The following is a 19,923-nucleotide window of genomic DNA, read 5'->3' as shown; positions in this document are numbered from 1 at the left end:
CGCCCCCACGCCCCACCCAGCCGCCGCAAGAATTCGGCCCCACAGCCGGACCGGTTTATCCTATCTCTATGTCCCCGTTTGCAACCATGACCACGCTGAACATCGTCCTTGGCATCCTGTTCATCATTGGCGCGCTCCTCTTCCTCATCCCAGGCGCGATGGCCACCGCCGGCAAGCTTCCCGGCAACAACGTCATCGGCCTCCGCCTCCCGGAGGTGCGCAAGAACGAGAGCACGTGGGTCACCGCCCACCGCGTCGTCGGGCCGTTCGCCCTGCTGGCCGGCGTCGCGATGGCGATCGGCGCGGCGTTCGCCTTCATCGCGGAGGGCTGGGTTTGGGTCGCGCCGGCCGTCGCCCTCATCGCCGCGGTGGCCGCGTTCGCCGTCGGCGGCAACTACGGCACGAAGGCAGCCAAGCTTGCCGACGCCGCACTGCACGAGCCCGACGAACCCGCCGAAGAGGCGCCGGCGCCCCAGGTGAACCTGGACGCGCTGCGCCGCGCGGCCGGAAAGGCCGACGGCGAGGAGTAGCGCCCCGCACCACCGCACCGCAATGTTTCACGTGAAACATTGCGGTTTTTATTTTGCCCGCCCCCGCGGCGCGCACTGGAATTACTTTCACGCCCACGCAGGACTTTTACCAATTTGCTGCGGATCGCGCGCCGACCCGCTACCTTAGCCCTTGTGACTTACATGACTCTGACCAACTGGTGGTGGCGCGCGTAGACGGCGTGCCACCGATTGTAGGTTCCCCATTTCACGGCCCGCCGGCTTGGACCAACTCAAGCACCGCGGGCCTTTCCGCTCCAGAGCCCTCGGTGTCAGCACACACGAAGGACGACAATGAGCAACCCCCCGACTACTCCACCGGGCGCCGCGCCCCGGTTGACGCACCGCGAGGTGCGCTACCACGCGGACGCCGCAAGCCTGTTCGCCCACCTCGGCGGCACCACCACGCCCGACTCCGTGCTGCTTGAGTCAGCCGACATCACCACCCGCTCCGGGCTCCAGTCCGTCGCGGTGCTGCGCGCCTCCCTGCGCGTGACCTGCCAGGGCGACCGCGTCACCGTACTCCCGCTCACCGAGTCCGGCCGAGTGCTTGCCGCGCGGCTCCGCGAGCAGCTGGGGGAGTACCTCACCCCGGGCGCCGAGGCCGACGTCTACGCGTTCCCCGCTTCCGACGCCGCGGACGAGCGCGAACGCCTCACCGCCATCTCCACGGTGGAAGTCCTGCGCGCGCTGACCACCGGCGCCGGGTACGGAGACAAGGACTTCCCGCTGCTCGCCGGCGGCTTCGCCTACGACTACCTCGAGACCTTCGAGGACCTGCCACGGGTTGCCGACGGCGCGAACACGTACCCCGACTACCAGTACGTGCTCGCGGAGGTCCTGCTGCGCATCGACCACCAATCCCAGACCGCGTACCTGGCAGGCGTGGACGCGGCCGGCGACGGCATCGACCTCGACGACCTCGCCGCGCGTATCGACGCCGCCGAGCCCGGCACCGCCGACGCGTACCAGCCGACCCCGAGCGCGGCCGGCACCTTGCGCGTGCGTACCGACATCTCGGACGAACGGTTCTGCGCTGACGTCGATAAGCTCAAAGGCAACATTGCCAACGGCGACATCTACCAGGTGGTGCCGGCGCGCAGCTTTATCACCGAGTGCGCCGACGCCTTCGCCGCCTACCTGCAGCTGCGCGCGACCAACCCGTCGCCGTACATGTTCTACCTCCGGGGCGTGGACACGCGCGGGGAGGCGTACGAGCTGTTCGGCGCCTCGCCGGAGTCCAACCTGAAGTACACCCAGGCCAACCGCGAGGTCCAGCTGTATCCGATCGCCGGCACCCGCCCGCGCGGCTTGGCCGAGGACGGCTCGATCGACCACGAGCTGGATACGCGCATGGAGCTGCAACTGCGCACCGACGCGAAGGAGGTCGCGGAGCACACCATGCTGGTGGACCTGGCGCGTAACGACGTCGCCCGCGTGGCCACCCCGGGCACCCGCAGGGTGGTCGATCTGCTGCAGGTGGACCGGTACTCACGGGTGATGCACCTGGTCTCGCGGGTCACGGCCGAGCTGGCCGGGGACCTCGACGCCCTCGACGCCTACCGCGCCTGCATGAACATGGGCACGCTCACCGGCGCACCGAAGCTGCGCGCGACTGCGCTGCTGCGCGAGCTGGAGGGGCACCGGCGCGGTTCCTACGGCGGTGCGGTCGGGTACCTGCAGGGTAGCGGCGACATGGATACCTGCATCGTGATCCGTTCCGCGTACGTCACCGGCGGCACCGCCGTGGTGCAGGCCGGGGCCGGTGTGGTGCGCGATTCCAACCCGCAGTCCGAGGCCGACGAGACGCTGCACAAGGCCTACGCGGTGCTCAACGCGATCGCGCTGGCGGCCGGTGCCGAATTGGAGGTGGAGAAATGATCGCCCTGCTGGATAACCAGGACTCGTTTGTGTACAACCTGGTCGACGCGCTCGCTGAGTACGACTCAACAGTATTTCGCAACACCGTGAGCGCCGACACCGTGCTCGCTACTGAGCCGGACTTAATCGTGTTGTCGCCCGGGCCCGGGTACCCCGCGGACGCCGGGTGCATGGCCGAGCTTATCGACCGGGCGCAGGGGCGGATCCCAATCCTCGGGATCTGCCTGGGGTACCAGGCCCTGGTCGAGCACTTCGGGGGAGCGGTGCGGCCGTGCGGGCCGGTGCATGGGGCGTCGATAAGCATGGCCCTCACGGACGCCGGCCAGGACTCGCCTCTGTTTGCGGGCATGACCGTGGACGACATCCCTGGGCAGCGCGGGCGACTCGTGCCGGTGGCGCGCTACCACTCGCTGGGCGCCACCGCGGTGCCGGCGGGGATGCACGCGCTCGCGCACACCGCCACCGACATTGGCGACGCGGTCATGGCCGCGGCGAGCGACGACGGCATGTCCCTTGGCCTGCAGTTTCACCCCGAATCCATCCTCACCCCGGCAGGGCCGACGATGCTGCGGCGCAGCGTGGACCTGCTGCTGAAGAAAGGAACGAACAATGGCAACCGATAAATCCCTGGCAATCCTCAAGCGCTTCCTGGACAACCATGCACCCTCGCTGGAGGAAGCGGTCGAGGCGTTCACCCCGCTCACGGTGGGCGATTACGACGACGTCCACATCGCCGCGCTGCTCGCCACCATCCGCACCCGCGGCGAGACATTCGCGGACGTGGCGGGCGCGGCGCGCGCGTTCCTCGCGGCCGGCCGGCCGTTCCCCGTGACGGGGGAGGGGCTCATGGACACCGCGGGCACCGGCGGCGACGGCGCGAACACCATCAACATCACCACGGCCGCCTCGCTGGTCGCGGCCGCCGGCGGGGTGAAGATGATCAAGTGCGGCAACCGCTCGGTATCGTCCAAGTCCGGATCGGCCGACGTGCTCGAGGCGCTGAACATCCCGCTGGACCTGGACCCGGAGCGCGCCGTGCGCCAGTTCGAGTCCTCCAACTTCACGTTCCTGTTCGCGCCGGCGTACAACCCGGCGATCGCGCACGTGCAGCCGGTGCGCAAGGCGCTCGGCGTGTCCACGCTCTTCAATACGATGGGCCCGCTGCTGTCGCCGGCGCGCCCCGAGTTCCAAATCATGGGCATTGCCAACCCGGCGCAAGGCCAGCTCATCGCGGAGACCATGCGCGAGCTCGGGCGCGGCCGCGCCATGGTCGTCCACGGGGCAGGCACCGACGAACTCGCGGTCCACGGCGAGTCGCAGATCTGGGAGCTCGACCGCGACGGCACGATCACCCACTCCACCGTCACCCCGGAGGAGCTCGGCCTCGCGCGTCACTCGCTGGAGGACCTGCGCGGTGGTGACGGGGAAGCGAACGCTGCGGCGATGCGCGCCACCTTCGCCGGCGAAGGCCCGCAGGCGCACCGCGACGCTGTCGCCGCCACCGCCGGCGCCATGTTCTACCTCTACGGCACCACCGACACCATCGCCGACGGCGTGCAGCACGCGCTCGCATTGCTTGCCGACGCCACCGTGCACACCTGGTTGCGCCGCCACGAGGAGGCTGACTACAGTGCCTAAGCCTGCCGGGATGCCCACGGTGCTAGAGGATATTGTCGAGGGGCGAAAGGGTCACCTTGACGAAATCCGGCAGCGGGTCGGCCACGTCGATTTCGGCACGTTACCCAAATCGGAGCGCTCCCTCTACGACAACCTCAAGCGGGAGGGGACGAGCTTCATCATGGAGTGCAAGTCCTCCTCGCCCTCGCTGGGCCTGATCCGCGACCACTACGAGCCAGGCGCTATCGCGCGCATCTACTCCCGGTACGCCGCCGGCATCTCGGTGCTGTGCGAGCCGGACCGCTTCGGCGGGGACTACGACCACCTGGCGACGGTGGCGTCGAGCACCCACCTCCCGGTGTTGTGCAAGGACTTCATCATCGACGACGTCCAGGTCTACGCCGCTCGCTACTACGGCGCGGACGCCATCCTCCTCATGCTTTCAGTGTTGGACGACGCCACCTACGCCCGATTGTCCGCGCTCGCGGACTCGCTTGGGATGGACGTCCTCACCGAGGTGATCGACGAGGAGGAAGCGGCGCGCGCCACCCGGCTCGGGGCGCGCATCTTCGGCGTCAACCACAGGAACCTCCACGACCTATCCATCGACCTCACGCGCTCGGCCCGGCTGGCCACGCTCGCGCCCGAGGGGGCGGCGGTGGTTGCCGAGTCGGGCATCCGCGACGTCGAGACCGTGCGCCAGCTCGGCGCGCACTCCGACGGCTTCCTCGTCGGTTCGCAGCTGACAGGCCAGCCGGACGTCGACCTCGCTGCCCGCGAGCTGGTGTACGGGCCGAACAAGGTCTGCGGCCTCACCTCCTGGTCGGCGGCGCAGGCGGCCAAGGCAGCGGGCGCCGTCTACGGCGGCCTCATCTTCGAGCAGACGAGCCCCCGCAATGTTTCACGTGAAACATCGGCTGACATTATCGCGCACGAGCCGGGCTTGAAGTACGTGGCCGTGTCGCGGCGGACCTCCGGGTACGGCGACCTCATCCAGCCCGGCATCGCCGCCGTCCAGGTCCACGCGCCCTTCCAAGGGTCGATCGAGGCGGAGCGCGACCTCGTCGGCCGCGTCCGCGGGGAGGTCGGCGCCAGCATCGAAGTGTGGCGCGCGGTTTCCATGAGCGCCGGTGATGGGGGCGGGGTCGCGCTTGGGCTGCAGGGGAGCGCGGACAAGCTTGTGCTCGACGCGCGCGACGGGGGCTCTGGCGAGACCTTCCGCTGGGGCGACATCCCGGACGAGGTACGCAGCGACGCGCTGCTCGCCGGCGGCCTCCACCCCGGCAACCTCGAGGATGCGCTCAGCGTCGGCTGCACGGGCGTGGACCTGAACTCCGGGGTGGAGTACCCGGCGGGCGCCGGCGCGTGGGCCGGGCGGAAGGACGCAGCGGCGCTGCGGCGCGCATTCAACATCATTGGCAATTACCACTACCCAAGGACGAGCAATGAGTGATTATATCCACGGCGGCAGCACGATCCTGCCAGCCTACTACGGCGAGTTCGGCGGCCAGTACGTACCGGAGTCGCTCCTCCCCGCGCTTGACCAGCTCGAGCGCGCCTTCGTCGACGCGTGGGAGGACGAAGAGTTCATGGCCGAATACCGAGGCCTGCTCCGCGACTACCTCGGCCGCCCCACGCCGCTCACCGAGTGCCGGAACCTGCCGCTCGATGGCGCCAACGCGCGGATCTTTCTCAAGCGCGAGGACCTCGTCCACGGCGGCGCGCACAAGACAAACCAGGTGATCGGCCAGGCGCTCCTGGCCAAGAAGATGGGCAAGACCCGCATCATCGCGGAGACCGGCGCCGGCCAGCACGGCACCGCGACGGCGCTCGCGTGCGCGCTCCTGGGCCTGGACTGCGTGATCTACATGGGAAAGGTCGACATGGCCCGCCAGGAGCCCAACGTCTACAGGATGCGGCTCATGGGCGCGGAAGTCATCGGCGTGGACACGGGCGCCGGCACGCTCAAGGATGCGGTGAACGAGGCGCTCCGCGACTGGACCGCCACCTTCCACGAGTCCCACTACCTGCTCGGCACGGCGGCGGGCCCGCACCCGTTCCCCAAGATTGTGAAGGAGTTCCACCGCGTCATCTCCGCCGAGGCGAAGGCGCAGATGCAGCAGCGCGTGGGCGCGCTGCCGGATGTGGTGTGCGCCTGCGTCGGCGGCGGCTCGAACGCGATCGGCATGTTCGCCGACTTCATCGACGAGCCCGGCGTCGAGCTCATTGGCGTGGAGCCCGGGGGAGAGGGTGTCGGCGTGGGCAAGCACGGGGCCGCGATCGCGGCCGGCACCGTAGGTATCCTCCACGGCACGCGCTCCTACCTCATGCGCGACGCCGACGGGCAGGTGGAGGAGTCCTACTCCATCTCCGCCGGGCTTGACTACCCGGCCGTTGGCCCCGAGCACGCACACCTGGCTAAGTCAGGGCGCGCCCGGTACGTCCCCGTCACCGATGAGGCGGCGCTGCGCGCGTTCCAGATGCTGTCCCGGTACGAGGGCATCATCCCGGCCCTCGAGTCCTCGCACGCGCTCGCGTACGCGCTCGACCGCGCAGCCTCGCACCCGCGCGATGCAGAGCCCCTGACCATCCTCGTGTCGCTCTCGGGCCGCGGAGACAAGGACGTCGCGCACGTTCGCGCGACCCTGGAGGACCACCCGGACTGGGTAATTGCACGGAAGGAGACCAACTAAGATGCCGACCCCTACTACGTCACGTTACGATTCAACGTTCGCGGCACTGCGGGCGAAAGGCGAGGGGGCATTCGTCCCCTTCGTCATGCTGTCCGACCCCACCCCCGAGGACGCGCTGCGCATTATCGACGCCGTCGTGACCGCCGGAGCCGACGCCCTCGAACTCGGCGTTCCGTTCTCCGACCCGGTCGCGGACGGGCCCGCGATCCAGGCGGCCCATGTGCGTGCGCTGGACGGAGGCGCGAGCGTCGATAAGACTCTCGCGCAGGTGCGGACCATCCGCGAGCGCTACCCGGATCTCCCCATCGGCATGCTCATCTACGCCAACGTCGCCTACGTGCGCGGGTTGGACGAGTTCTACGCGGCGTTCCGCGATGCGGGAGCGGACAGCGTGCTCCTGCCCGACGTGCCCGTGCGCGAGTCGGCAGCGTTCAGCGCGGCGGCGGAGGCGGCGGGCATCTGCCCGATCTACATCGCACCCGCAAAGGCGAGCGCGCAGACGCTCGAGGGGGTGGCGGCGCACTCCCGCGGCTACATCTACGCCATCTCCCGCGACGGCGTGACGGGGGCCGACAAGGCCGCGTCGGTGGAGGGTCTGCGCGAGGTGGTGGACAACGTGCAGTCGTACGGCGGGGCGCCGGTGCTGCTTGGCTTCGGCATCTCAACCCCGCAGCACGTCGCCGACGCGATCGCGGCCGGGGCGGCAGGCGCGATTACCGGCTCCGCCATCGCCAACATCGTGGCCAAGTACACAGCGCACACGCACCCCGAGCCGGCGCGGATTACGGACATGGACGCGCTCACCGGGGAACTGTCCGCCTACGTCGCACAGATGAAAGAGGCTACGATAAAGGCATGACTTGTTCACGACGCCTCTTCCTCCTCGGCACTGCCACCACCTTCGCCGGCGCGTTCCTCGCCGCCTGCGGCGAGCCCCCGAGCGAGGAGGTAGCCAAGACCGCGGTCCCCGTCGGCAGCTCGGTCATCCTCGACCACTTCATCATCGCCCAGCCGACCGCCGGCGAGTACGTCGCCTACTCCTCGGTCTGCCCACACCAGCAGCAGAAGATCACCGTCGTCGAGGGCGAGAACGTGAAGTGCACCGCGCACGGCTCCGTGTTCAATACCGCCACGGGTGAGAAGGTGTCCGGCCCCTCCGTCGCGGGGCTGCGAGAAGTGCCGTTGGAGGATCAGGGGGAAAACCTCGTCGCGACCGACGGCCAGGTCTAGCTTCACCCAGATACTCCATTACGGCTACCCCCAATGGTTGGCATTCCAATCGTTGGGGGTCACAACTATCGCGCCGCACCTACTCCTGCAGCGCCGCGCGGTCCCATCCGCGGAAGTACGAATCCGGGTACGGCAGTTCCGCCGGCACCGCACCGAGTTCCCGCAGCGCGTCGATGGCCCACCCGGCATTGCGCAACGCCGCGCGACCGATGAGGACCGCGTCAGCCTCTTCGCGGTCGAGGATGGCTTGGGTCTGGGTGGCGTCGACAAGCATGCCCACCGCGGCGGTGGGGAGTCCGGAGGCCTCGCGGACGCGGCGGGCGAAGTCGACCTGGTACCCGGGCGCAGCGGGGATGTCGGCCGGGACGTTGCCGCCGGTGGAGACGTCGATGAGGTCCACGCCTGCCTCGGCGAGCAGGGGAGCGAGGCGCTCCGAGTCCGCCGCGCGCCAGCCGTCGGGCTCGACCCAGTCGGTGGCGGAGAGGCGCACGAGCAGCGGCATGCCCTCGGGGATGGCCGCGCGGACGGCGTCGACGACCTCCCGCAGGAGGCGGGTGCGGCCGTCGAAGTCGCCGCCGTACTCGTCGTCGCGCTCGTTGGACATCGGGGAGAGGAACTGGTGGAGCAGGTAACCGTGCGCGCCGTGGATCTCCACGAGGTCGAACCCGGCGTCAACAGCGTGCTTCGCGGCCTGGGTGAACTGGCCGGGCACGGCGCGAATTTCCTCCAGCGTCATCGCGCGGGGGACGGCCTGCCCGTCCGCAGCGATCGCGCTCGGGCCGAGCGTTTCCCAGCCACCCTCCTCCGGCGGCACCGTCCCGCGACCCTTGTTGTCGGGCAGCATGGGGTAGGTCGACGCCTTCCGGCCCGCGTGGCCCAGCTGGATACCCATCGCCGCGCCCATCTCGTGCACGAAGTCCACGATCGGCGCCCAGGCCTTCGCGTGCTCGTCAGACCAAATACCCGCGCAGAACGGGGAGATGCGCCCCTCGGGTACCACGCCGGAGGCTTCCGCGATGATGAGCCCGAAGCCGCCTGCGGCGCGCGCTCCGTAGTGCACCATGTGCCAGGACCGCGGGATGCCGTCGCGCCCGCTCGCCTGGTATTGGCACATCGGCGGCAGCCAAATGCGGTTGCGGATTTCCAGGTCGCGGAGTGTCAATGTGTCGCTCAATCGCATGCGCCCCAGCATAGACTTCAACCATGCCAAACTTCCTCACCCGCATCGACCCCCTGGTCGCCGGCATCATCGTCTCGGCCCTCATCGCGTTCGTCCTGCCCGCGCGGGGCGCATTCGCCGACGGATTCAGCGTCGCGGTCAAGCTCGCGATCGCGCTCCTCTTCTTCCTCTACGGCGCGCGCCTCTCCACCCGCGAGGCCCTCAACGGCCTGACCCACTGGAGGCTTCATGCAGCCATCCTCGCGTGCACGTTCGTCGTGTACCCGCTCATCGGCATTCTCCTTCGCCCGCTGTCCGCGGTCGTCTCGCCGGAGCTCTACCAGGGCATCCTCTTTCTCACGCTCGTCCCGTCGACAGTCCAATCCTCCGTCGCGCTCACCGGCATCGCGCGCGGCAACGTCAGCGGCGCGGTCGTCGCCGCGAGCCTCTCATCGCTCGTCGGCGTGGTCGCCACCCCGCTCCTCGCCATGCTGCTCATGCGCTCGAGCGGGGGAGTGCTTATCGACGCCTCCGTCTTCCTCGACATCTCCATCCAACTCCTCCTCCCGTTCCTCCTCGGCCAATTGGCCCACAACTTCCTGCCCCCGGTCCGCGAGATTGCCGCGTCTAAGACGACCAAGATCGTGGACCGAGGGTCAATCTGGATGGTCGTCTACTCGGCGTTCTCCCAGGGCGTTGTCGCCGGAGTGTGGACACAGCTGCCGCTGTGGCAGATTCTGTTTCTCATCGTGCTTGCGGCGGCCCTCGTCGTGGCGATGCTGTGGGTGACGGGCTGGGTGCCGGGCAAGCTCGGGTTCAACCGCGCGGACACCGTGGCCATCCAGCAGTGCGGGACGCAGAAGTCGTTGGCTACGGGCCTGCCCATGGCCTCGGTGATGTTTGTCGGGGCGACCCTGGGCACCCTCATAATTCCGCTCATGATCTATCACATGACGCAGCTGGTGATCTGCTCCTCGTACGTCTCGCGTTACGCTGGTGCAGACGAATCGCAACACTAGAAGGAGATGTTTCACGTGAAACATTACGTGCGCATCCACTACCAGGTCCCGGAGCTCGGGGGAGAGCTGCTCAACATTGCGGAGCTGGAGGAGATCTCGAGCGACCGCTGCACCATGGTCCGCATGATCGAGCTCGACCCGAACGAGACCATCACCGGCGTGTACGCGGAGGGGCGCGTCATCGGCCAGGCGAACGAGCCGATGGGCGCGGTCCCGCACCCCGACTCCTACGACGCGCTGGAGGGCATCACCTCCACCCGCCTGACCCGGATGGAGTTCGAGGGGCTCTGGGGCGAGGCGAAGGTGAAGTTCCCGGAGATCGGGTAGGGGAGCTACCCGAGCAGGTCGTCGAAAAGCAGCTCCCTGAGCTTGGCGTAGGTGACCTCGTATGAGGCTGAGTTCTTGCCGACGGTCTGCGGGTTCCAATTCGCCATTTCAATGATCGGCTTCAGCGCGCCGACGAGCTTGGTCAGGTTGCCCGGCGCCTGCAGGAACTCCAGCGGCGGCTTGTGCCAGGTGAGGCGTCCGGCCTCGGCGTCGTCTTTGATCAGCGCCTGAATGCTGAACAGGAGCGGGATGAGGTAGCCGGCCGGCGGCACCTCGTGCTCGACAAGCTGGTTGGTGACCAAGGTGCGGTTCGCGCCCTTCGACGTCTTCTTCACCGCGCCGATGCGACCGAAAGACCCACCGTTCTCGTTATAGGCGTCCTTGAAGCCGGTGTAGATGTAGTCGTAGCAATTGAGGATGTCAACGATCATCTCGAAGGCCGACGCGATGTAGCCATCGAGCACCACGTAGCTCTTCCCGTCGTCTGTCTTCTCGGCCGCACCGTCCGCCTCGACCAGGTCGGTGAATCGCTGCAGCGAGGCCGCCTTGCTGGAGTACGCGGAGGTTGGCGTGATGGGTTTGATGCCGTAGTTGCCAAGCGTCGGCACCTTGCCCAGCGACACCCACAGCAGCGAGACGAGCATGCGGGGGTCAATCCGCTTGTTGTCGTTGGTGCTCCACGTGACCTGGTCGGCCAGCTCGGCGGGCATGGACTCCTTGAGGAAGTCGAAGACGCCGCTCTTGTTCGCGATCGCGTCGGCGGCCAACTGCGCGTTCTGGTTGCGGTTCGCGCAGATGCCCATGATGAGGTTGTTGAACTCGGCGAGGCCGTCGCCGGCCTCCGGGCCCGCGAGGGGAGCGATGATCTCGAGCGGGACGAGCGCGTCGAGGGTGGGGGAGGTGTCCTGGCGCAGCGCCTTGAGCGCAGTCGTGTTCTCAGCCCAGGCTTCCTTGAGCTGGTCCCAGAACTTCACCTTCCGCAGCGCCTTCTCGCTCACGCCGACCTCGCCGAGGAGTACCAGCGCGATAGCCATCAGGTTGTGGCCGCCGTCGAGGACGCCTTCGCGGTCCGGGTCGGCGAAGTGGAGCTGGAAGCGGTCGCGATCGCGCTCGACCACGTCCGAGGATCCGATCAGGATGCCTTTGGAGTAGAAGGGAAGCATCTCCGGCGCGGTCTGGATCGTCTGCATGATGTCCTCAGTGATCGTCGTGCGCTTCGGACGACGGGGGTTTGCCGTCAGATCCTCGATGCTGATGAGGTCGACCAGATTCTTGATCTTCACCGCGCCGCTGATGCGGTAGAGCGGGCCGACGTTGGCGTCATTGCGCAGCTCGACCTTGAAGGTGACGGTTTTGTCTTGCGTGGGTACGGACATGGTGGATTCCTTTCCTGTTGGGGTGTTCGACACACGACTGGATGCGTATGCACCGACCCCAGAGGTTCCGGAATCCACCTGGCCGTCCGGCCAAGTTCAGCCCACCGCCCTGTCCAGGGCAGTTCACGTTGTCGACGTGGCGACCTTGTATCAACCACTGGTACCGAGCATAAGTGCTCCGGGTTAGGAACGCAACCTTCTATTTAGTGATATACGTCGCACATTAGAGACAGCTGCTTTTGTTCCGGTGGCACTGACACAACAACGCCCCCGAGACCGACTGCACACACAGTTGGCCCGGGGGCGTAAAGCTACCTCGGTACGAGGCGCTCGAGCTTAGAACGGGAGCTTTATGTTGCCCAGGCCCGGAACTGCGCCGCTTGCAGCGACGGCAGCCAGGATGCCGAGCACGAGCGCGCCGATGCCGGTGCCGAGCAGGATGTTGGCGGTCTTGCCAGGTGCCCAATCGTTGGACGCGTCGCTCTTGATGGAGGACAGGAATGCGTCGTTCAAATCCTTGAACTCGCCCTCCTTGCCTTCGGTAGACGCCTTGACGATGCCGGTGGCCTTGTCCTTGTTGGCCTCGAAGTAGTTCTTTGCGGCCTCATCGGTGATGTCGGAGGAGCCGGTCTTCTCCCCATCTTTGCCCTCAGCCTGGGAAGAAGAGGCTCCCTGATCCTCCTTCGGGCCGTTGGCGTCATCCTGCGCGTACGCCGGAGCGACGGCGAGGGACAGTGCGGTTACTGCTGCGAGTGCAGCGGATGCGGAGCGCTTCATGGGAAGTTCCTCTCTCGTAGGGGTCGAGGGGCGGGGTCGCACCTCGATGAGGGTTAAACCGAGAACGTTCTGTTCAAGGTGCGCAAGCATTTGCCAGAAAAACCTTTGGCAGCTGCTTACTATTTGACGTATCGAAGCGGTTGCGCGAAGCGTTACCCCGTTTGTCTCTATTTTCATAAATACTTTTCGTTACTTCGGGGGTACTGCCTCGTGCCCACAGATGACACCGACCCACGCAAAACCCCCAGCCACCGAGACTTCAACGAGCCTCTAGCTGGGGGTGCGAATGAGCTGCCCGGAAATTAGGGCAAAGCTGCGACTAGAACGGCATGTTCGGCAGCAGACCCGCCTGGTTGGCAACGAAGCCGATGGCACCAAGGCCAGCGGCTGCGACAGCGACCCAAGTGAGGATCCAGCCCGCCTGCGTAGCCTGGTACGCCTGATCGGCACTGGAGCCCTGCTCTACGGATCCGACGATCATGTCCTTCGCACCGTCGGTCTTCGGGGCAGCGCCGTAACCCTCATCCTCGAGCTTCTTGTCGAGCTTGCGCTTTTGAACACCCTGTCGAGCACCCTCTTCAGCGCCCTGAAGAGTATCCTCCACAACGCCCTTCGGTCCTTCGACGGCTTCGCGCACACCCTCGATGAATTCGTTCGAATCTTCCGCAGCCTGCGCCGGAACAGCGGTGAGGGAGAGGGCGGTAGCGGTAGCGAGTCCCGCAGCAATGGTGCGCTTCATCAGATACTCCTTGTGTCGGTTCACATTCCATGCCTTTGGTCGGCATTGCGGGCAAGGGTACCGCTACGTTTCTGTATTTGTCCAGAGTTCTATGGACATCGGGGGAGGATTGTATCGGCGCTACGCCCGTGGCACGCTCAGATACCGATATGAGGATACCGTTCTCGCCGCCCAGGAGCGCGTTGTCGGGGCCTTACTATCGGTATTTACCGGCCCCCGGCCCCAACACACCGCCGAACCTAGAACACCAGGTTCACCAAGGCCATGTACAAAAGTGTGCCGGCGAAGATTGAGAGGCCGGGGGAGCGTCGCCAAGCGTGGAGCGCAAGCGTAGCGACGCTCGCGATCAGGGCAGCGCCAACCCCGCCCGGGGCATAGGATGCGCCGCCAATCGTGTACACCACGAGGACCGTCATCACGCCGACGGGCATGTAGAGCCCGAGGAACTCAATGAACGGGCTGCCCTTGAGCAGTTTGAGGAAGGAGAAGGGCAGGGCCCTTAACGCCACTGTGACGAAACAGACTGGGATGAGGACCGCCCACACCATCGACGCGGTAATCCCAACAGGCAGTCCCATTAGCGCACCCTCCACGTGAGTTTCTTGTCCAACGCCGGAACCCAGTAACGCACGAGCAAGAGGAGGAAGTACGCAATCAGTGACACCATGAGCATCGAGGAGGGCACCAGCACCATCGCCAGAATGCCCATCCCCATTGCAAGCACGACGGCCCCGAAGTCCCGGGAAGACTGCAGGGCCTCGTACGCCAGGACGATGAACAGCGCGTTGAGCGCGAACTCCATGCCTTGCACGTCGGGCGGGATGATTTGGCCGGCGAGCGCCCCGATGATCCCGGGGATGACCCACAATAGCTGGCACACCACCTGGATGGTTAGCAGCCGGGGACCGCTCACCGGGGCGTTGGGGCCGCGGGCGGAGACGATGGCGTAGGTCTCGTCGGTAAGCGCGTACGCGGGGTAGCGGCGGCCCCACCACGAGCGGATGAGGTGGCGGGGGTAGGTGAGACCGTAAAAAATGTGGCGGAAGTTCACCATGAACCCGGTCACCGCAGCCGAGAGGGGACCGATGCCAGCAGCGACCATGTTGATGGCGAGGAACTCCAGAGATTTGGCGTAGATCACCGTTGAGAAGATGGGCGTCCACCACCAGGCGTATCCGGCTTGGGTCATCAACAGACCGAAGGCAAGTCCGAGAGGAATCAACCCCAGCCCCACCAGCCACGTGTCCTTGATGCCCGCGCGGACTTCATCCAATGTTTCACGTGAAACATGCAATGTTGCTCCACCTGCCCTCCCGCGGGCCGGGTCAGCCCGCTATTCGCTTTGCGACGCCCACCACGCCTTGAGTTCCGCGACCGCCTCGTCGTGGTCGAGCTCGCCGCGCTCGAGTCGCAGTTCCTTCATGTACTTCCACGCCTTACCCACCTGGGGGCCCGGCTCGAGCCCGAGAATCTGCATGATCTCGTTGCCGTCAAGGTCAGGGCGCACACGGGCGAGGTCCTCCTTGGCCGCGATGTCCGCGATGCGCTCTTCCAAATGATCATAAGTGCGCTGCAGGCGGCGTGCCTTCTTTGGATTCCTCGTGGTGCAATCAGCGCGCACGAGTTTGTGCAAGCGGGGGAGGAGGTCGCCGGCGTCGGTGACGTAGCGGCGCACCGCCGAGTCGGTCCACTGGCCCTCGCCGAAGCCGTGGAAACGCATGTGCAGGTACACAAGCTGGCCTACATCCTCGATCACGTGCTTCGGGTACTTCAGCTTCCGCATGCGTTTGCGCGTCATCTTTGCCCCGACCACCTCGTGGTGGTGGAAGCTTACGCCGCCGCCCTCCTTGGCCGCGCGGGTATCCGGCTTGCCAATGTCGTGCATGAGCGCCGCCCACCGCAGCTTCAGGTCCGGGCCCTCGTCCTCCAGCTCGGTCGCCTGCCGCAGCACCGTCAGCGAGTGGCGGTACACGTCTTTGTGCTGCATGTGCTCGTCCTGCTCCAGCTGCAGTGCTGGAATCTCCGGCAGCACATGGTCGGCCAGTCCGGTCTGCACGAGCAGATCGATGCCCTCCCAGGGGCGCGCACCCAGCATGAGCTTGTCCAGCTCCGCTTGCACGCGCTCGACGGTGATGCGGCCGATTTCGCCGGCCATTGCGCTCATCGCGTCGAACACGCGCGGCGCGACCTCGAAACCGAGCTGGGAGACGAAGCGGGCGGCGCGCAGCATGCGCAGGGGATCGTCCCGGAACGAGATCTCCGGCGCCTGGGGCGTGTCGAGCCGTCGCGCGAGCAGATCGTCGAGTCCGCCGACGGGATCGTGGAAGGTGGGGGTGAGGGTGGCGTCGACAAGCGAAAGCTCGATCGCCATCGCGTTGCAGGCGAAATCGCGCCTGACCAGGTCGCCCTCGAGCGTGTCGCCGAAGGTGACCTCGGGGTTGCGCGTCACGCCGTCGTACAGATCGGCGCGGAACGTCGTGATCTCGACCTGCTTGCCGTGCTTCACCGCGGCGACGGTGCCAAACTCGATGCCCGCGTCCCACGTGTTTTCGCCCCACTCGCTAAGGATCTCCTGCGTCACCTCCGGCCGCGCGGAAGTGGTGAAGTCGAGGTCGTGCCCGAGCTTGCCCAGCATCGCATCGCGCACCGGCCCGCCGACCATATATAAGGTCTCGCCGCGCTCCGCGAAACGAGCGGCCAGCGGCGTCAAGAATGGGGCAAGCTTATCGACGCCCCCCTGCGCACGCGCCAACAACACCGCCGCCGCGTTGGGGTCGTCAGCGTCGGGGAGGTCGAACAGGGGAGGGTAAGTCTTCGGCGTAGTCACCCGTCACACGATACCTGCCCGTTCCCGTGGACCGTAAGGGCCTGTTAAATACCACAAACGGCCCGCTGACCGATACGATAAGGCGGATGAACGAGAACACACGGCCCTCCCAGGGCTCCACACCCAACCGCACCGACGCTCGTCCCAACGGCGCCGGCGGTAGCGGTGGCGCCGACGGCGCCAGGGGAGCGGATTCCAACGGCGGACGGCCGAGGCGCCGGCGCCGCCGGCGCCGCTCGCGCGGCCAGAGTGGCCAGAGCACCCAGGGCCAGAGCGCGCAGAGCCAGGGCGGCCAGAGCGCCCAGGGCCAGGGCAACCAGCAGGGCGGCCAGGCCAAGCAAAGCGAGAACGGCGGCGGCAGCAGCAACCGGGGCCGTGGAAGTCGGCGCCGCCGCCACCGCGGGCGCGGCGGAGGCCAGGCCAAGAACCAGCCGAAGAACCAGTCCAACGGGAAGGACGACGCCAAGGGCGGCAAGGGCAAGCACCCCAAGGGCGGCAAGAATGCTGCGCGGCGGAAGCGGGGCCGGGGCGGGAATCGTCGGCAATCGCACTACAGCCACCACGAGAACTCGGGGATGGTCACGCGCGACGAGACGTCGGCGGGCGGCCTCGTCGTGTCCGGGCTCGCCGAGGCGGTGCACCCCGACACCAAGAAGGTCGACATGTCGCAGCTGTACGTGGCGCTGATCGGGCGCCTCGACCGCCGCCGGCGACTCCTCTGGTCCATGCCCAAGGGCCACGTGGAGGACGGCGAGCACCAGTGGCGCACCGCGGAGCGCGAGGTGTGGGAGGAGACCGGCATCGTCGGCGAGGCCTTCGACACCCTCGGCACGATCGATTACTGGTTCGTCTCTGACGGGGTGCGCATCCACAAGACGGTGCACCACAACCTGCTGCGCTACGTCGACGGCATCCTCAACGACGAGGACCCCGAAGTCACAGAGGTGGCCTGGGTGCCGCTGAGCGAGCTCATCGAGCGGCTCGCCTACGCGGACGAGCGCAAACTGGCCCGCGTGGCGTACGACCGTCTCCCGGACCTGGCGCGCGCCGAGTTTGAGGCCGGAAGGGTCACCCCGCGATGACCCACGGCCACGGCGAGAGCACCAGACCCATGCACGCGCGGGCGGTCGGCGCGCTCGGCGCGGCGGCCCTCTTCGTCGTCGGCGCACCGGGCCTGTCCGCCGCGGGCATGTCGGAGACGCTCCCCGTGCCCACCGACCCGTCCGACCCGTCGGTGACGGACCAGTGGGTCAACCCCAACGTCCGCGAGGGGGAGGGGGCGCTGGCCAGGCTCGCCGCGATCGAGGCACCAGACTCGGTCCAGGCGCACGATCCGTTTCACGTGAAACTTCGCGTCACCAATACGTCCGAGCGCACGCTCAAGGGCCTGAGCATCGTGCCCCGCCGCGGCCCGCTGACCGGATCCGTCGCGGACCAGCGCATGGCCACGATCGCGGCGACTGGCGAGTACGGCGTGGCGGGGGAGCGCGTGAGCGTCGATAAGCGCATCGCCGCGGGCGAGTCCGCCGAGATCGACGTCGACCTGCACAGCGATTCCCTCGGCCTCAGCGCGCTCGGCACGTACCCCGTGAGCCTGGTGCTTGTCGACGCCAACGGCGCCCCGCTCGACTCCGAGCGCTTCCACCTCACGGTGCGCGGGCTTGCCGACGGCGCCGCCCCCGGCGGCATGACCGCCCTGTACCCAATTGCCGCGCCGGTGGACATCGTCCCCGGGGAGACCGGCGACGCGCCCGAGGAGCCACAGCTGGTCCTCGCCTCCGACGCCCTGGCCACCGAGATCGCGCCCGGCGGAAGGCTGGACCAGCTCGTGGACGGCTACCTCGCCGCGACGCAGACGCCCGCGGTCCGCGAGGCCACGTGCGCCGCCATCGACCCGGCACTCGTGGACACCGTCGACCGGATGAGCCGCGGCTACGTCATCTCGCAGGAGCGCCAGCCGGTGGTGAAGGAGCCACAGCGACTCCGGGACTCCTGGGGCTCCCACGACGACGATTGGTCGCCAACCCCCGGGCCGGGCCAGGACGACGCGTCCGCGTTCCTGGAAAAACTCCGGCAGGTCTCTGCGCAAAGCTGCACCGTGGCCCTGCCGTGGGCGAACGCCGACCTCGACGCCGTCGCGCGCACTGGGGACCCGTGGCTCATGCGCGAGGCGATCGAGCGCGGCCCGACCGTCCTGGAGCGCATCCTGGGCAACGCGGGGATGCTCAATACGGTCGTCCCCGGCAATACGGCGCTGGAGGGGGAAAGCATCCCGGCCCTCGGGTGGGCGGACCACTCCCGGTCCACCGTCGCCGAGGAGGGGATGCAGGCCGCGTGGGAGCGCACCGAGGCGCTCGCGGCGCAGGCGGCCGCCGAGCACACTGGCGTCGACGCCCTGGAGGCGAACACGCCCGGCTCCGCCAGCTCCGCCGCGGCGCCCATGCCCGTGCAGACCGTGCGCGTGCTGCTCCCCGGCAACACAATCGAGTCCGGGTCACCCGCCGGCGATGTTTCACGTGAAACATCGGAAGGGGACGGCCCCGCGGCGCAGCGGTTCGCGTGGGCCGCGCCGAACGTTCTCGCGGTGGGGTACCAGGACGACTTGGCATCGGTGCTCGCCACCGTCGGTCCCGCACCGACCACCGTGTCCTACGCCCCCGAGGTCACCCGCTTCGACTACACCATGGACTCCGACCGCTCGCGCGCCGTCAACGCTGCATCGGCCATCCGCCTCGCTGCGCAGCAGGCGTGGACGTGGGAGGGCGAACCGGCGACGGAGCCGGTGCTGGTGAACCCGCCCGCGACGTGGGACGCGGACACCGCGTCGGTGCTGCTGGGCACAGTGGCGGACCTGGTGACCAACGGCGGGGCGCAGCCCGTGTCGCTCAACGCCTACCTGGAGGCACCCGCAGAGGTTCCGGCCGCCGCGAACGTGGGCACCCCGTACTCCGACCCGGGTGCGTTCACCGACTCCGAGATCATGGCCACCACGCAGCAGGCGCGGTTTACCAACGACCTCACCGAGCTGCTCGCGCCGGACTCCTCCATCGCACTGACCCGCTACGGGTACACGATCCCGCTGCGCCGCGACCTCATCACCGCGCTGAGCACGGGCGAGCGGCGCAGCGTGCACGAATACTCCGACGCCGCCGCCGCGACGAGCGGCCGACTCGCCGGCTCCCGGGACACGCTGACAGAGCTGCGCCGTTCGGTTGCGCTGATTCCGCCGGGGAATGTGTACACGCGGACGTCGCCAAGCAGCCCCTTGCTCATCGTCGCCCAAAACGGCATGCCGCTGCCCGTGCAAACGTCGATTCAGTACCGCGGGCCCGAGGGCGCGACGCTCAACGTGCCGCGCGAGATGCGGATTCCCGCGCGGGGCTCCGTGACCGTGCAGATGACGGCGGACCTGCCGGAGACGAAGCGGGGGACCGACCTGAAGCTGTTCCTCGCGGGGCCGAAGGGCGCGCCGATGTCGCAGCCCGTGGACATCACCGTGCGCACCGCGGCGATCGCCGTGCGCGGGTGGGTGTTCGTCGCCGCGCTCGGCGCCGTCGTGACGGTGCTGCTCGCGCTCACGGTCGGGCGGAAGCGACGCTCGCGGGCCCCCAACTCAGGCGAGCACGCGCCGGCGGCGACCGGGAACGACCCGCCGCCACACGCGCCACCCACCCAGCCGCCGAACAGGCAGCCGCACAACCCGGACGAACCACCAAACCCGTGATTGGAG

At 67.7% G+C, this 19,923-nt stretch carries 19 protein-coding genes; 12 read left to right on the top strand and 7 right to left on the bottom strand.

Annotated elements, in window-relative coordinates; translation table 11 throughout:
• Nucleotides 1-68 precede the first annotated feature (68 nt).
• From EAW56_RS07630 to EAW56_RS07595, 8 genes are all read left to right on the top strand, one after another.
• Nucleotides 69-530 (top strand): SdpI family protein, encoded by a 462-nt coding sequence (locus EAW56_RS07630; RefSeq protein ID WP_244213385.1) that lies wholly within the window; start codon nucleotides 69-71, stop codon nucleotides 528-530.
• Between the two features lie 312 nt (nucleotides 531-842).
• Nucleotides 843-2,429, top strand: a complete 1,587-nt coding sequence (locus EAW56_RS07625; protein ID WP_122085966.1) for an anthranilate synthase component 1 — start codon at nucleotides 843-845, stop codon at nucleotides 2,427-2,429.
• Nucleotides 2,426-3,052, top strand: a complete 627-nt coding sequence (locus EAW56_RS07620) for a glutamine amidotransferase-related protein (protein ID WP_122085964.1) — start codon at nucleotides 2,426-2,428, stop codon at nucleotides 3,050-3,052. The genes EAW56_RS07625 and EAW56_RS07620 overlap by 4 nt, the downstream gene beginning before the upstream one ends.
• Nucleotides 3,039-4,067 carry an anthranilate phosphoribosyltransferase gene (trpD, locus tag EAW56_RS07615; protein ID WP_122085962.1) on the top strand — a complete coding sequence of 343 codons (1,029 nt, stop codon included), beginning with the start codon at nucleotides 3,039-3,041 and terminating at the stop codon, nucleotides 4,065-4,067. Before EAW56_RS07620 ends, trpD begins: the two co-directional genes overlap by 14 nt.
• 10 nt (nucleotides 4,068-4,077) lie before the next feature.
• On the top strand, nucleotides 4,078-5,499 hold the full coding sequence (trpCF, locus tag EAW56_RS07610) for a bifunctional indole-3-glycerol-phosphate synthase TrpC/phosphoribosylanthranilate isomerase TrpF (RefSeq protein WP_122085961.1): 1,422 nt from the start codon (nucleotides 4,078-4,080) through the stop codon (nucleotides 5,497-5,499).
• Nucleotides 5,492-6,739, top strand: coding sequence for a tryptophan synthase subunit beta (trpB, locus tag EAW56_RS07605; RefSeq protein ID WP_122085959.1), 1,248 nt, complete (start codon nucleotides 5,492-5,494; stop codon nucleotides 6,737-6,739). Before trpCF ends, trpB begins: the two co-directional genes overlap by 8 nt.
• A gap of 1 nt (nucleotide 6,740) precedes the next feature.
• On the top strand, nucleotides 6,741-7,598 hold the full coding sequence (gene trpA, locus EAW56_RS07600) for a tryptophan synthase subunit alpha (protein WP_122085958.1): 858 nt from the start codon (nucleotides 6,741-6,743) through the stop codon (nucleotides 7,596-7,598).
• Complete coding sequence (locus tag EAW56_RS07595) at nucleotides 7,595-7,969, top strand: Rieske (2Fe-2S) protein (RefSeq protein ID WP_095278640.1); 375 nt, start codon at nucleotides 7,595-7,597, stop codon at nucleotides 7,967-7,969. Before trpA ends, EAW56_RS07595 begins: the two co-directional genes overlap by 4 nt.
• A gap of 79 nt (nucleotides 7,970-8,048) precedes the next feature.
• Here EAW56_RS07595 and EAW56_RS07590 read toward each other — a convergent pair whose 3' ends face one another.
• Nucleotides 8,049-9,149, bottom strand: a complete 1,101-nt coding sequence (locus EAW56_RS07590; protein WP_167457412.1) for an NADH:flavin oxidoreductase/NADH oxidase — start codon at nucleotides 9,147-9,149, stop codon at nucleotides 8,049-8,051.
• A gap of 23 nt (nucleotides 9,150-9,172) precedes the next feature.
• Between EAW56_RS07590 and EAW56_RS07585 the strand changes: the two genes are divergently transcribed.
• The gene (locus tag EAW56_RS07585) at nucleotides 9,173-10,147 is read left to right on the top strand and encodes a bile acid:sodium symporter family protein (RefSeq protein ID WP_122085956.1); all 975 of its coding nucleotides are present in this window, start codon (nucleotides 9,173-9,175) and stop codon (nucleotides 10,145-10,147) included.
• A gap of 6 nt (nucleotides 10,148-10,153) precedes the next feature.
• Entirely contained in the window at nucleotides 10,154-10,474 is a 321-nt protein-coding gene (locus EAW56_RS07580) for a hypothetical protein (RefSeq protein ID WP_122085954.1), read from the top strand.
• A gap of 5 nt (nucleotides 10,475-10,479) precedes the next feature.
• Here EAW56_RS07580 and EAW56_RS07575 read toward each other — a convergent pair whose 3' ends face one another.
• The 6 genes from EAW56_RS07575 to EAW56_RS07550 form a co-directional block, all read right to left on the bottom strand.
• Nucleotides 10,480-11,850, bottom strand: a complete 1,371-nt coding sequence (locus EAW56_RS07575; RefSeq protein ID WP_122085953.1) for an AIPR family protein — start codon at nucleotides 11,848-11,850, stop codon at nucleotides 10,480-10,482.
• A 336-nt stretch (nucleotides 11,851-12,186) separates the two neighbouring features.
• The gene (locus tag EAW56_RS07570; protein WP_095553860.1) at nucleotides 12,187-12,627 is read right to left on the bottom strand and encodes a hypothetical protein; all 441 of its coding nucleotides are present in this window, start codon (nucleotides 12,625-12,627) and stop codon (nucleotides 12,187-12,189) included.
• A gap of 319 nt (nucleotides 12,628-12,946) precedes the next feature.
• A complete protein-coding gene (locus EAW56_RS07565) occupies nucleotides 12,947-13,366 on the bottom strand; it encodes a hypothetical protein (RefSeq protein ID WP_095553861.1) in 420 nt (139 codons plus the stop codon).
• Nucleotides 13,367-13,605: 239 nt separating this feature from the next.
• Entirely contained in the window at nucleotides 13,606-13,944 is a 339-nt protein-coding gene (locus tag EAW56_RS07560) for a branched-chain amino acid transporter permease (RefSeq protein WP_095535545.1), read from the bottom strand.
• Nucleotides 13,944-14,660 (bottom strand): AzlC family ABC transporter permease, encoded by a 717-nt coding sequence (locus EAW56_RS07555; RefSeq protein ID WP_244213384.1) that lies wholly within the window; start codon nucleotides 14,658-14,660, stop codon nucleotides 13,944-13,946. Before EAW56_RS07555 ends, EAW56_RS07560 begins: the two co-directional genes overlap by 1 nt.
• Nucleotides 14,661-14,699: 39 nt before the next feature.
• Nucleotides 14,700-16,124, bottom strand: a complete 1,425-nt coding sequence (locus EAW56_RS07550) for a CCA tRNA nucleotidyltransferase (protein WP_415528552.1) — start codon at nucleotides 16,122-16,124, stop codon at nucleotides 14,700-14,702.
• 155 nt (nucleotides 16,125-16,279) lie between these two features.
• On the opposite strand from EAW56_RS07550, the gene EAW56_RS07545 reads away from it, so the two are divergent.
• Complete coding sequence (locus EAW56_RS07545) at nucleotides 16,280-17,275, top strand: NUDIX hydrolase (RefSeq protein ID WP_122085951.1); 996 nt, start codon at nucleotides 16,280-16,282, stop codon at nucleotides 17,273-17,275.
• Entirely contained in the window at nucleotides 17,272-19,917 is a 2,646-nt protein-coding gene (locus EAW56_RS07540; RefSeq protein ID WP_122085950.1) for a hypothetical protein, read from the top strand. Before EAW56_RS07545 ends, EAW56_RS07540 begins: the two co-directional genes overlap by 4 nt.
• Nucleotides 19,918-19,923 lie beyond the last annotated feature (6 nt).

The organism is Corynebacterium gottingense, from assembly GCF_003693265.1.
Classification (GTDB): domain Bacteria; phylum Actinomycetota; class Actinomycetes; order Mycobacteriales; family Mycobacteriaceae; genus Corynebacterium; species Corynebacterium gottingense.
The sequence above is the reverse complement of the archived record's forward strand: the minus strand, read 5'-3'. Positions and strand labels throughout refer to the sequence as shown.